The sequence below is a fragment of the Methanocaldococcus bathoardescens genome, assembly GCF_000739065.1.
GTDB classification, from domain to species: Archaea; AGJL01; Methanococci; order Methanococcales; family Methanocaldococcaceae; genus Methanocaldococcus; species Methanocaldococcus bathoardescens.
In genome coordinates this window covers 1-12,241 of record NZ_CP009149.1, presented here as the reverse complement: position 1 = coordinate 12,241, position 12,241 = coordinate 1, and the positions used below count along the sequence as shown (strand labels likewise).

Sequence of the window (12,241 nt, the reverse complement as noted above, 5' to 3'; positions counted from 1 at the left end):
AGTATGTAATCACCTTTGTAATCCACATAATCTTCCAGTTGTTATATTTTGCTCTAAAAAGTCATCCTGCTTTAAAGTGCATACATTCTTATCAACCAACTTTCCTCTAATTTTTTCTAATCCAATATCTGCTAAGTTTGAGGCATCTTCAGCAGTTCTTCCTATCCCAATTCCTGCTTTTAGCTCTATCTTATACTTTTTATTGATTCTGTTGAAAATATCTAAGAAATCTTCCTCATTCATTCCATTTGATGGAGACATGAAGTTATCTCCACCTATGAAAAACAACAAAGCATTATGTTTTAAAAGCTCCTCCATCAATGCCAATTTAACTTTATTTACATTTAGATAGGTGTCATAGGCACTCACTATATCTGTAAGAGTTCCTGTAATGTTATTTATATCAATGTGGGCAATCTGAACATATCCATCAACAACTAACTCATTGGTAACATCTAAAACTTCCTTTCTGTTTTCATCCTGAGCACTTCCATGCTCTTGTAGTGTTTCTGTAGCAAGTTTTTGAGCTTCATAAGGTGTTTCAGCTGAAGCAATAGCCATACTAACTGTAAATGGATACCTATTCCTTATACTTTCCTGAATTCTCTTATGTGTAATTAAATCAATACCATTTGTTATAGCTATTAAATTATCAAATCTTGTATAAAACACCAATCCCTTATGAGCCCCAAACATGAGATTTAAATCAGCATATAATCTGCTCTGCAGAGCTTGTAAATCACTCTCTCTTCTTGGATTTGGTGTAACTGTCCAAGGTCCGTAATTATCTATTTGAATTACCGTTATTTGAATCATCTTCCCATCTCTTTCAATAATTTATGTAAATATTAGTTTAGCAAATAATTAACTTCAATGTAGTTTTATTTATTATTATTCATTAAAAAGTTTATGTGTAGGCTATTAAAAAAATTAATTACTCTTCTATTGAATAGAACTTTCGCAGTTTATACCTTTAATTAAGGAACATTGATGCCAAAAGGCATCTTTGTGCAATAATAAAATTTTATTCCTGCGAAAGTTCTATTGATATTGCCTGGTCTGGGCATTGTAATACACAGAGATTGCACTTTGTGCATTTTTCAGCATTTACTGGGATTGGTGGATAGATACCTTTTTTATTCAACTTTTTTGATTTCTCAAACACTCCTCTTGGGCATACTACAATACATATATCACATCCCTTACAGAAGTTTTCATTTATTTCTATCTTCATTATTATCCCTCCATACTTTTTTGATATTTTGATATATTAAATAGGACTCACAGTTTATATATTAAAGTTCATTCAGGCAGTTAGTTCAATCAAAAATTTGTTCCTGTGAAAGTCCTATTTATAGCACTCTTTTTATAGCATTCCAGATTAAAAATGATTGTGGTCTTAAAATTCCTTCAATAGGATTTAAGAATAGAATATTTTTCTTAATTAGATAAATATATACGGGCATTGAAATCTCTTTTTTAGGAATTTCATACCTTTCCTTAAACAATCTTAATGCACTAACTATATCTTCTTTATTTATTTCAATTTTTTCATCGCCAATCTCTACTTTTGGTTTTGAATATTCTAAGATTTCTAAAAACATATTTAGTTTTGATGTCTCTTCTTTTAACATATAATCTAAAATTTCTTTTAGCTCTTTATATCTCATCTCATCAATTACATTGTAGATGTATATTGGCTTCCCCCCTACATAGCTATAGATTAACTCTTTCTCATCATCAGAGAGTCTTTTATTTAAAATGTTTTCTGATAGGAAATCAATAAACTTTATTGCTGTCTCTTTATCAAAATCATCAACCAATAGATATTTCACCCTTCCCTCTAACTCTCCAGTATTATAAACATACTCAATAAACAAACTATCCGAACTTAGACAAAAAACATGACATAAATGTTGTTCTTTAGTTAAAGAAACTAAAAACTGAAACAATTCTTTTAATAAATATTTTTGTCCATTTAAAACAACATCTTTAATCATTTGAAGCTCATCAAAGATTAATATCGGCTTTTTCCCACTCTTTTTAACAGCCAACAATAAGCTGTTTAAGTATTGGAAGGCATCGTTTATCTTCTCTTCAAATAGTTTATCAAATTCAATTTCTGGTATTGGAATACCGGTTAAAATCTTAGCTCCTTTTGTTATCAAATTTAAAACTTCATTTTTATCCTTTATCTTCTCAAAAAAATCATCTTTTTTAGTAGTAAAAATTGCCTCAATAAATTCTCTCTTTTCTGAGATTAAATAGGTTCTAAAATTAATGTAGAAAACCTTATAATCATCAGTTAGTTTATTTTCTATTATGTGCTTTATTAAAGTTGTTTTGCCGCTATTTATAGAGCCATAGATGAAATAAATACTATTTGGTTCTCCTTCTAAGATTGATAAAATTTCGTTAATTTCTTTTTCTCTGTTAAAGAATTTCATTTTAAATCACCATTTTTAATTTCACTTCCTTCTTTTCCACATCCTTGGATACGTTCCCCTATCCATATAAACTCTTTCAACATCAACAGCAATGCCTTTATCTGCATTTAAAATCTCTTTTGTGTTCATTAATGCCTTTCCTACTCCAATTGCTTCTCCTTTCAACGTCTCAACTAAAACTGTTTCTCCCTTTCCAATACCTTTACTCAATTTAGCTATCCCCCTAACATAAACATCTGCTCCATGGCAAATAGCATCAACAGCAGAATCCTTAACAACAACTTTCTTTAAATGTCTCAATCCATATTCCATTGGTTTTATTACTCTCCTTAACTCCTCTTCATCTCCATCTTCTTTCCAAAAATGATATGCATCAACTAAATCTTGCAGACAAACAGCATCTTTCTCTTCAAAGCATCCACTTTTAACTCTTCTTAGCTCTTGCATGTGGGCAGATGTTCCTAACGCTTCCCCTATATCTTCACATAATTTCCTTATATAAGTCCCAGATTGGCATTTAACCCTAAATAAAACATCCTTACCATCTTTATCTAATAATTCTAACTCATGAATCCTCCTAATCCTCAATCTTCTTTTAACAGCCGCTTTTAATGGTGGTCTTTGATAAATCCTTCCTGTAAATTCTTTAAAGACTCTCAATATATCTTCTTCGGAAGCATCCCTATGTAGATGCATTAGGCAGATATATTCTTTAGGCGGAATATGCCACATTGGTATTGTTTTTGTAGCCTTCTCTAACGCAACAGGCAAAACACCAGTAACCTTTGGGTCTAATGTCCCACCATGTCCAGCTTTATCTAAGTTTAAGATTTTCTTTACCCATGTTGAAACCTCATGAGATGTTGGACCTCTTGGTTTATCAACTACAACAACACCATATTTTATTAAATCATCTATTTTTCTTTTATATGGGTCACATCCGTAATTCCAGTTTGTTTCAGCATCTTCTCTAACTATAAGCTCTCCTTCTATATTATTTATCTTTTTTTCCTGAGTTTTTTCCAATAAAATCACCTTTTTCATAATCTTTAATCATTTTAAATAACCTTCCAAATGCACAGAAAATGCCAAATAATAAAAAGACAACTATCCACAAATTATTATCTGTATATTTAGCCACCATATAACCAATAAAAATACCTAAGGCAATCATTATAAAAAATTCAAATGCAATATCTCTAAACATAGTATCAGAATAAATAAGTTTTACTTAATGAGTAAATCATCATCATATAAATTATTGACTATATGAGGGATAGCATGGACAAAGAACTTTTGCATAAAAAAATCAGGAAAGATATTAAAGATTTAATAAATAATAACCCCCCAGAGAGAACATTAGGAAATTTAATACCTTTATCTATATTTCAGGCAGTAAGGATAGGGGTTTTAACCGCTGGTTGTGGAATTGAAGCAATAATTTACAATATTGGAAAAGACATTGGTAAGGAAGTAATTTCCAGATGTGTTGATGAATCTAACTTACTTGAAAGCTTTGCAGAGATATTAAAGAAGGCAAAGATTGGAATTTTAGAGACAAAAAAAGTTGATGAAGATGAAATGGTGTTAATTTTAAAAGATTGCATCTCTTGCCATAACGTTCCAAATGTTGGCACAACTCTATGTCATTTTGAAGCAGGATTAATAGCAGGAACCTTAGAAAAAAAGCTGAGAAGGAAAGTTAATGCTGTTGAAGTAAAATGCTGTGGTAATGGGGATGAATACTGCGAATTTTTGGTAAAGATTGAAGATAGATTGTATTGGTGATTAAATGATTGACAGGATTGATTTAAAAATCCTAAGAATTTTAAATGAAAATGCCAGAAAATCATTTAGAGAGATTGGGAGGGAATTGGGGATTAGTGAGGGGACTGTAAGAAATAGAGTAAAAAAAATGATTGAAAATGGTATTATAACAGGTTTTCATGCATCCATAAATCCAAAAAATTTAGGGTTTGAAGTTGTGGCTATTTTAGGTTTATATATAAAGCCATCTAAGGTTGAAGAAACGCTCAATAAATTAAAAGAGCTTGATGAAATTGTAGAGCTTTATCAAACAACTGGAGAATATGATGCTGTCTGTATAGCAATTTTAAAGGATATGGAAAGTTTAGGGAACTTTTTGGCAGAGAAGATATATCCATTAGTTAATGTTAACGGATGTAAGGTAACTCTCGTATTAAGGACTTTTAAAGATGGTAGTAAGATGCCAATATAAAATTTTATTACTTCATTAATAAATAAAAAAATCAAATATTACCAAAGAAATCAAATAGAAACATTTAAAAAAGCCCTATTTTCTATTTTGCAACTCATAAAAATTTTTAATTAATGTTTAGGTTTTTGCTACTTTTATCTCAAATTTTATAATTTTGTAGAAAATAATTTGCATAAAAATTTCGCATTGCGTAGTAGCTATATATAGTAATGCATAAACTTAAAATTGAAAAACTTATGTTAAAATTAAATATTCAAAAATTTAATTATATGGTGAAATGATGGTTGTAAGCAACATAATAGAAGGTGGAAAAACAGCTCTAAAGCTAACAAAAGAGATTTTAGAGAAGGAAGATGATAATTTAAAGGTATCATATCCTGGAACAAACTACAATCTGCCAATTATATATGGACTTTTAGGAAAAAAAGTAGAGACAGTTAAAGATTTAAAAGAATTAATTAATTCACTTGAAATAAAAGAAGAAGAGAGCTTAGAAAATGCCTTAGATGCTGGTGTTGTAACTTTAATATGTGCTGAGGCAATTGAGGCATTAAAATATGCAAAGAGTGATAAACCATATAAAGAGCCGTATGTTGGCTTTATTCCAGATGAGATATTGAGAGGTTTGGGGGTTCCACTTGTTGAAGGTAAGATTCCAGCTATTTTAGTAGTTATTGGAAAAGTTGGGGATAAAGATAAACTAAAGAAACTCATTGATGACATAAAAAAGAGAAACATTTTGGCATTATTAGTTGGGGATATAATTAAAGAAATGGATGAAGCAGGAATTGAATATGGCTTAGATAAATTACTTGTTCCTATTGGTGAGGAAATAACTTCAGCAATACACGCAGCAAACTTAGCTATAAGAGCCCCATTAATCTTTGGTGGAATTGAACCAGGAAAAGTGGAAGAGATTATTGATTATTTAAAAAACAGAGTCCCAGCTATTGTTGTAGCTTTAGGTGAGTTAGATGATATAACTTTAGCCGCTGGGGCTGGGTGTATAAAGGCAGGGGTCCCAGTTATAACCAACAATGAAGTGCCAGTTATTGAAGGAGCTTTAGAGAGTTCAGATATTGATAACATAATAGAAAATGCTCTAAAAATGAAAGGTGTTGAGGTTAAAGTTGTTGAGTTTGATATCCCTGTCTCAGTAGGACCGATGAATGAAGGAGAGAGAGTTAGAGGTCCTGACATGTATGTTGAGTTAGCAGGGCCTAAGAGTTATGGTTTTGAGTTAGTTAAAGTAGTCGATAAAGCAGAGGATAAAGTTGAAATTATCGGAAAAGATATCGATGAGATGGAAGAAGGTAGTAGAAACCCATTCGCTATAATCGTTCAAGTTAGTGGTGATAACTTAGAAGAAGATTTAGAAGGGGTTTTAGAGAGAAGAATTCACGAGTTCTTTAATTACATAGAAGGAGTTATGCACTTAAACCAGAGAGACCAAGTATGGATTAGGATAAACAAGAATTCGTTTAATAAGGGGCTAAGGTTAAAACACATTGGTGAGGTCGTAAAACAGCTCTTTAAAGAGCATTTCCCAATAATAGAAAAATGTGACGTAATTATAATAACCGACCCTGATAAAGTTAAGGAAGAATTAGAAAAAGCAAAAGAAATTTACAAGAAGAGGGATGAAAAAACAAAATCTATAAGAGAAGAAGATGTTGATGTATTCTATGGTTGTATAATGTGTCAAAGTTTTGCCCCAACACACGTATGTGTTATAACCCCAGATAGACCTTCACTATGTGGTAGTATAAACTACTTAGATGCGAGAGCTGCAGCAAAGATAGACCCTAATGGACCAATATTTGAGATACCAAAAGGGGAATGTTTAGATGAAAAATTAGGAGTTTATTCTGGAATAAATGACGTTGTTAGAGAAAGGTCGCAGGGTAGTGTAGAAGAAATGGCATTGCATAGTGCCTTAACTAACCCATGTACATCTTGTGGTTGTTTTGAGGCAATTGTCTTCTATATTCTAGATGTAGATGGGTTTGGAGTAGTGCATAGAAACTTTAGGGGAGAAACTCCTTTCGGATTGCCATTCTCATCTCTTGCTGGGCAATGCAGTGGAGGAAAGCAAGTTCCAGGGTTTGTTGGTATATCGATAGCATACATGAAATCACCTAAATTCTTACAAGGAGATGGTGGTTGGGAGAGGGTAGTTTGGTTACCAAAAGAGTTAAAAGAGAGAGTTAAAGATGCGATACCAGAAGAGTTGTATGATAAGATAGCAACCGAAGAAGACGTTAAAACTACTGATGAGTTAGTTAAATTCTTGAAAGAGAAAGGACATCCAATAGTTAAGAAATCAGAAGATGTTGCTGAAGAGGTAGAAGAAAAAGAAGAAACAGTAGTAGCTGAAAAAGAAGAGAAAGAAGGGCTTGAAGTTGGTGAAATGATAACTAAGTTAGCAAAAGAGGGAGGAATTCAGATTATTATGAAAAATGTTAAGATAGTTATTAACTTTAATGTAAAGAAGTAATTCTTTCACCTAATTTTTATTTTTTTATTTTCATGTTTATTTATTTTTTTAAATTAATTGATGTTTATTTTTATAATTTTTCTAAAAATAAATTACGAAATGCGTAATTTTTTATTAGAGAGAGAAATTTAATCCTTATTTTCATACCAAAATAGATTTTCATCATAACAAAGTTTATATATCAAAGTCTTACAAACTAACCTTAGAATTATAATGATTAATCATGACAATTAAGAAGTGATGGTTATGGGGAATAACATAGAAATGGATGTCAAAAAACTTCTCACGCCTTTAGTTAAGATGAAAAACGCCAATATATCAATGAGTGTAAAGTTTGGTGAAGCAGAGGAGGAAGAAGATTGGGAACCAATGGGACCTACACCAAAACCAAAAGTTCCTACATTAAGACATTGGGATTTTAAACTATTGGAAAGATATCCTCCCTTTTATATGCCAATCTGTGATTTGTGTTGTTTATGTACATTTGGAAAGTGTGATTTAAGCAGAGGAAAGAAAGGGGCTTGTGGTTTAAATATTAAAGCACAACAGGCAAGGATAGTTTTAATCGCTTGCTGTATTGGGACTGCATGTCACACAGGGCATAGTAGGCATTTAGTTCATCACCTAATTGAAAAGTTAGGGAAGGACTATCCAATTAATTTAGGCAATGAGATAGAGGTTGAAGCACCAATAACAAGAACTGTCATGGGCATTAGACCAAAAACTTTAGGAGATTTAGAGAAAATTTTAGATTATTGTGAAGAGCAAATAACTCATCTCTTATCAGCAGCACATACTGGACAAGAGGGAGATTACTTAGATTTTGAGAGTAAAGCATTCCATGCAGGAATGATTGATGATTTAGCAAGGGAAGTTGGAGATATAGCTCAAATAGTTGCTTACAACATGCCAAAAGGAGATGAAGACGCTCCTTTGATAGAGTTAGGATTTGGTTGTATAGATAAGAGTAAGCCGGTTATCTTATGTATAGGGCATAATGTAGTTCCAGGTAGTTATATATTGGAATATTTAGAAGAAAATAATATGGAAGATGATGTAGAGGTTTGTGGTATCTGCTGTACAGCTATAGATATCTCAAGAGTTTCAGATAAAGCAAAGATTGTTGGGCCTTTATCAAGACAGTTGATGTTTGTTAGAAGTGGAGTTGCAGATGTTGTTGTTGTAGATGAGCAGTGTATTAGAACAGATATTTTAGAAGAGGTTTTAAAAACTGGGGCTGTGTTGATTGCAACAAATGAAAAGATGTGCTTAGGTTTAGAGGATGTTTCACATTTAAGTGAAGATGAAATTATTGGCTACTTATTAAGAAATAGAGCAGCTTTAATTTTAGATGAAGAAAAAGTTGGAAAAGTTGCTGTTGAAGTTGCTAAAATAGTTGCTAAAGAAAGAAAGGACAGAAAGACTCTACCAGATTTAAATGAAGTTGTTGAATTGGCAAAGCAATGCACTGAATGTGGATGGTGTAACAGAAACTGTCCTAACGCATTTAAGGTTAAAGAAGCAATGACTTTAGCAAAACAAGGTAATTTTGATGGATTTGTTGATTTATACAAAAAATGTTACAGCTGTGGAAGATGTGAAACAATCTGTCCAAGGAATTTGCCAATAGTTAGCATGACAACAAAAGTAGGAGAAGCTTATTACAAAGATTTAAAATTCAAGATAAGAGCTGGAAGAGGGCCTATCAAAGATGTTGAAATTAGAAGTGTTGGGGCACCAATTGTATTTGGAGACATCCCAGGAGTTGTTGCTTTAGTTGGCTGTTCAAACCATCCAAATGGTGAAGAAGAAGTTGCCTTAATAGCAAAAGAGTTCTTGGAGAGGAAATATATAGTTGTAACATCTGGTTGTGCTGCAATGTCAATTGCAATGTGGAAGGATAAAGATGGAAAAACATTATATGAAAAATATCCAGGTGAGTTCAGAGCAGGAGGGCTTGTAAATTGTGGTTCTTGTCTATCAAATTGCCACATTACCGGAGCTGCTATAAAAATAGCTAACATCTTTGCTAAAGTTCCGTTAAGAGGGAACTATGCTGAAGTTGCTGATTACATACTAAACAAGGTTGGAGCTGTTGGAGTTGCATGGGGAGCTATGAGTCAAAAAGCTGCTGCAATTGCTACTGGAGTCAATAGATGGGGAATACCTGTTATTGTAGGACCACATGGGGCTAAGTATAGAAGACTATACCTAAGCAATGGAGAGAAATTCAAAGTTAAAGATAAAAAAACAGGAGAAATTTTAGAGATAGACCCCGTTCCTGAACATCTAATTGTAACTGCTGAAAATGTTAAAGAATGTATCTGCATGATTCCAAAGCTATGTATGAGGCCAAATGACAATCCAAAAGGTAGAGCTAACAAGATTTACCACTACGTTGATTTATATGAAAAATACTTTGGAAAGATGCCACCTGATTTAGAAAAATTCGTTAGAACTGAAAAAGACATTCCTTTCATGATGAAAGATAAGATAATGGCTTACTTGGAAGAGAAAGGATGGAAACCTCTTGAAAAATATCCACAAGACCCAACTATACTGTATTAAACCCATAGAGCTTTGCCCCTATTGGGGCAACCCACTTTAAAATTGGAGGAGTATTCCAATAGAGGGGTTTCACTCTCTCTATGGTTGAAGAGATTAAAATCTAAATTTTAAATTTTTGAAAAACTTAATTTAATTTTTTGAATCTGGTGATAGCGATGGATGAGAGATTTATAGCCTATATCCCAACAGCTGGAAGTAATGTAGCTCATGCTGAGATAACTTCCCCAACACTTGTTAAAATGATGATTAGAAGGGCTAAAAAACCAATCTTAATATTGGGAGAGAACTTAGAGAATGATGAGAAAGAGTTAATTAACAAATTAATTGAGAGATATAACTTAAAAGTAATAAAAACACCAGAAGAAATGAATTTAATGGCAATAATGAAATATTTAGCAAATAGTGATTATGATTTAGCTTTATTCACAGGAATAACTTACTATTACTTAGCTCAGGCAGCAACACACTTAAAACAGTTTTCAAATGTGATAACAGTTTCTATAGACAAATATTACCAGCCAAATACTATCTATTCCTTCCCAAATCTCAGTGAGGATGAGTATTTAGATTATCTGAAGAAATTGTTGGAGGGGTAAGATGAACCCAAAAATTATTGTCTTAAATCCTGAAAAATGCACCAAATGTTATGATTGCATAAACATCTGCAAAGAGATTCATGGAGAAAGTAGAGTAAGAAAAGTTGACGGCATTCCTATATTCTGTATGCAGTGTGAAAGAGCTCCTTGTAAAGAAATCTGCCCTGTTGATGCAATTTATCTAAAAGATGGCATTCCAATTGTAGAAAAAGAAAGATGTATAGCTTGTGGAATGTGTGCAATTGCTTGTCCTATAGGAGCAATATTTATAAAAAATAAGGTTGCTCACAAATGCACTCTCTGCTTAGACACTGATAGAATAACACCTGCTTGTATTGAAGCATGTAAAGATAATGCCTTATTGTTAGTATCAGAAGAAACACTTGATATGATGAAAGAAGAGAAAAGAAAAAAGATATTGAAAATCCTAAGAGAAGAAGCTAAAGAGAAGCTATAAATAAAACACTTAAGGTGAGAGGACATGTTTGATGATATCCCTGTCTCAGTAGGACCGATGAATGAAGGAGAGAGAGTTAGAGGTCCTGACATGTATGTTGAGTTAGCAGGGCCTAAGAGTTATGGTTTTGAGTTAGTTAAAGTAGTCGATAAAGCAGAGGATAAAGTTGAAATTATCGGAAAAGATATCGATGAGATGGAAGAAGGTAGTAGAAACCCATTCGCTATAATCGTTCAAGTTAGTGGTGATAACTTAGAAGAAGATTTAGAAGGGGTTTTAGAGAGAAGAATTCACGAGTTCTTTAATTACATAGAAGGAGTTATGCACTTAAACCAGAGAGACCAAGTATGGATTAGGATAAACAAGAATTCGTTTGGTAAAGGGCTAAGATTAGAGCATGTTGGTAAAGTCGTTCAAAGATTGTTTAAGGCAGAGTTTCCATTTATCGAAAAGTGTGATGTTATATTAATTACAGACCCAGATAAAGTTAAAGAAGAGTTGGAGAAAGCAAGAGAAATCTATAACAATAGGGATGAAAGAACAAGGGCATTACATGAAGAAGATGTTGATGTATTCTATGGTTGTATAATGTGTCAAAGTTTCGCCCCAACTCATGTATGTGTTATAACACCAGATAGACCAGCGTTGTGTGGAGGAATTAATTATTTAGATGCGAGAGCAGCTGCTAAGATAGACCCTAATGGGCCCATATTTGAAATACCTAAAGGGGAATGTTTAGATGAAAAATTAGGGATTTACTCAGGAGTAAATGATGTCGTTAGAGAAAGGTCGCAAGGAACAGTTGAAGAAGTAACTTTACATAGTGGATTAGAAAAACCATGTACATCTTGTGGTTGTTTTGAAGCAGTTGCTTTCTACATTCCTGAAGTTGATGGATTTGGGATAGCGCATAGAGGATTTAAAGGAGAAACTCCTATGGGAATTCCATTTTCAACATTAGCAGGACAGTGCAGTGGAGGAAAGCAAGTTCCAGGGTTTGTTGGTATATCGATAGCATACATGAAATCACCTAAATTCTTACAAGGAGATGGTGGTTGGGAGAGGGTAGTTTGGTTACCAAAAGAGTTAAAAGAGAGAGTTAAAGATGCGATACCAGAAGAGTTGTATGATAAGATAGCAACCGAAGAAGACGTTAAAACTACTGATGAGTTAGTTAAATTCTTGAAAGAGAAAGGACATCCATGTGCTGAGAGAATAGGGGTTGAGAGTAAAGCAGTAGGGGAAGAGGAAGAAGTTGAAGAAGAGATGGAAGAAGCTGAAGGAATTGAAGTACCAACAATGACTTTACCGGGAACATTTGCTGGATTACCACCAGGAATAAAAATAGTTCTATACAATGCTGTGATTAAGGCAGAGAAAATAATCATTACAAAAGAAGAACCAGAAAAGAAGAAAAAGAAAAATTAACCTCTTTCA

General features: G+C 32.9%; 12 protein-coding genes. 7 read left to right on the top strand and 5 right to left on the bottom strand.

Annotation, left to right across the window (positions count from 1 at the left end):
• Positions 1-9 precede the first annotated feature (9 nt).
• The 5 genes from JH146_RS00060 to JH146_RS00040 form a co-directional block, all read right to left on the bottom strand.
• A complete protein-coding gene (locus tag JH146_RS00060; protein WP_048201083.1) occupies positions 10-816 on the bottom strand; it encodes a GTP cyclohydrolase III in 807 nt (268 codons plus the stop codon).
• 208 nt (positions 817-1,024) lie between these two features.
• On the bottom strand, positions 1,025-1,234 hold the full coding sequence (locus JH146_RS00055) for a 4Fe-4S dicluster domain-containing protein (RefSeq protein WP_048201082.1): 210 nt from the start codon (positions 1,232-1,234) through the stop codon (positions 1,025-1,027).
• Between the two features lie 118 nt (positions 1,235-1,352).
• Positions 1,353-2,447 carry an ATP-binding protein gene (locus JH146_RS00050; RefSeq protein WP_048201081.1) on the bottom strand — a complete coding sequence of 365 codons (1,095 nt, stop codon included), beginning with the start codon at positions 2,445-2,447 and terminating at the stop codon, positions 1,353-1,355.
• A gap of 21 nt (positions 2,448-2,468) precedes the next feature.
• On the bottom strand, positions 2,469-3,482 hold the full coding sequence (locus JH146_RS00045) for an RNA-guided pseudouridylation complex pseudouridine synthase subunit Cbf5 (protein ID WP_048201080.1): 1,014 nt from the start codon (positions 3,480-3,482) through the stop codon (positions 2,469-2,471).
• Positions 3,442-3,654, bottom strand: coding sequence for an AtpZ/AtpI family protein (locus JH146_RS00040; RefSeq protein ID WP_048201079.1), 213 nt, complete (start codon positions 3,652-3,654; stop codon positions 3,442-3,444). The genes JH146_RS00045 and JH146_RS00040 overlap by 41 nt, the downstream gene beginning before the upstream one ends.
• Before the next feature lie 74 nt (positions 3,655-3,728).
• Between JH146_RS00040 and JH146_RS00035 the strand changes: the two genes are divergently transcribed.
• From JH146_RS00035 to cdhC, 7 genes are all read left to right on the top strand, one after another.
• The gene (locus tag JH146_RS00035) at positions 3,729-4,235 is read left to right on the top strand and encodes a V4R domain-containing protein (RefSeq protein ID WP_048201078.1); all 507 of its coding nucleotides are present in this window, start codon (positions 3,729-3,731) and stop codon (positions 4,233-4,235) included.
• Positions 4,236-4,239: 4 nt separating this feature from the next.
• Positions 4,240-4,686 (top strand): HTH-type transcriptional regulator Ptr1, encoded by a 447-nt coding sequence (gene ptr1, locus JH146_RS00030; protein ID WP_048201077.1) that lies wholly within the window; start codon positions 4,240-4,242, stop codon positions 4,684-4,686.
• 280 nt (positions 4,687-4,966) lie between these two features.
• Positions 4,967-7,183: an acetyl-CoA decarbonylase/synthase complex subunit alpha/beta gene (acsB, locus tag JH146_RS08510; RefSeq protein WP_081874434.1), complete on the top strand. Its 2,217-nt coding sequence runs from the start codon at positions 4,967-4,969 to the stop codon at positions 7,181-7,183.
• Between the two features lie 240 nt (positions 7,184-7,423).
• Entirely contained in the window at positions 7,424-9,751 is a 2,328-nt protein-coding gene (gene cdhA / locus JH146_RS00020; RefSeq protein WP_048201076.1) for a CO dehydrogenase/acetyl-CoA synthase complex subunit alpha, read from the top strand.
• Positions 9,752-9,906: 155 nt separating this feature from the next.
• Positions 9,907-10,347 carry a CO dehydrogenase/acetyl-CoA synthase complex subunit epsilon gene (cdhB, locus tag JH146_RS00015; protein WP_048201075.1) on the top strand — a complete coding sequence of 147 codons (441 nt, stop codon included), beginning with the start codon at positions 9,907-9,909 and terminating at the stop codon, positions 10,345-10,347.
• A gap of 1 nt (position 10,348) precedes the next feature.
• Complete coding sequence (locus JH146_RS00010; RefSeq protein ID WP_048201074.1) at positions 10,349-10,804, top strand: 4Fe-4S dicluster domain-containing protein; 456 nt, start codon at positions 10,349-10,351, stop codon at positions 10,802-10,804.
• A gap of 24 nt (positions 10,805-10,828) precedes the next feature.
• Positions 10,829-12,232 (top strand): CO dehydrogenase/CO-methylating acetyl-CoA synthase complex subunit beta, encoded by a 1,404-nt coding sequence (gene cdhC / locus JH146_RS00005; RefSeq protein ID WP_048201073.1) that lies wholly within the window; start codon positions 10,829-10,831, stop codon positions 12,230-12,232.
• Positions 12,233-12,241: the final 9 nt, after the last annotated feature.

What these genes read in the sequence shown, in the direction of transcription:
- JH146_RS00060 (WP_048201083.1), bottom strand. Translation starts at nt 816, where the DNA reads ATGATTCAAATAACGGTAATTCAAATAGATAATTACGGACCTTGGACA.
- JH146_RS00055 (WP_048201082.1), bottom strand. Translation starts at nt 1,234, where the DNA reads ATGAAGATAGAAATAAATGAAAACTTCTGTAAGGGATGTGATATATGT.
- JH146_RS00050 (WP_048201081.1), bottom strand. Translation starts at nt 2,447, where the DNA reads ATGAAATTCTTTAACAGAGAAAAAGAAATTAACGAAATTTTATCAATC.
- JH146_RS00040 (WP_048201079.1), bottom strand. Translation starts at nt 3,654, where the DNA reads ATGTTTAGAGATATTGCATTTGAATTTTTTATAATGATTGCCTTAGGT.
- JH146_RS00035 (WP_048201078.1), top strand. Translation starts at nt 3,729, where the DNA reads ATGGACAAAGAACTTTTGCATAAAAAAATCAGGAAAGATATTAAAGAT.
- ptr1 (WP_048201077.1), top strand. Translation starts at nt 4,240, where the DNA reads ATGATTGACAGGATTGATTTAAAAATCCTAAGAATTTTAAATGAAAAT.
- acsB (WP_081874434.1), top strand. Translation starts at nt 4,967, where the DNA reads ATGGTTGTAAGCAACATAATAGAAGGTGGAAAAACAGCTCTAAAGCTA.
- cdhA (WP_048201076.1), top strand. Translation starts at nt 7,424, where the DNA reads ATGGTTATGGGGAATAACATAGAAATGGATGTCAAAAAACTTCTCACG.
- cdhB (WP_048201075.1), top strand. Translation starts at nt 9,907, where the DNA reads ATGGATGAGAGATTTATAGCCTATATCCCAACAGCTGGAAGTAATGTA.
- JH146_RS00010 (WP_048201074.1), top strand. Translation starts at nt 10,349, where the DNA reads ATGAACCCAAAAATTATTGTCTTAAATCCTGAAAAATGCACCAAATGT.
- cdhC (WP_048201073.1), top strand. Translation starts at nt 10,829, where the DNA reads ATGTTTGATGATATCCCTGTCTCAGTAGGACCGATGAATGAAGGAGAG.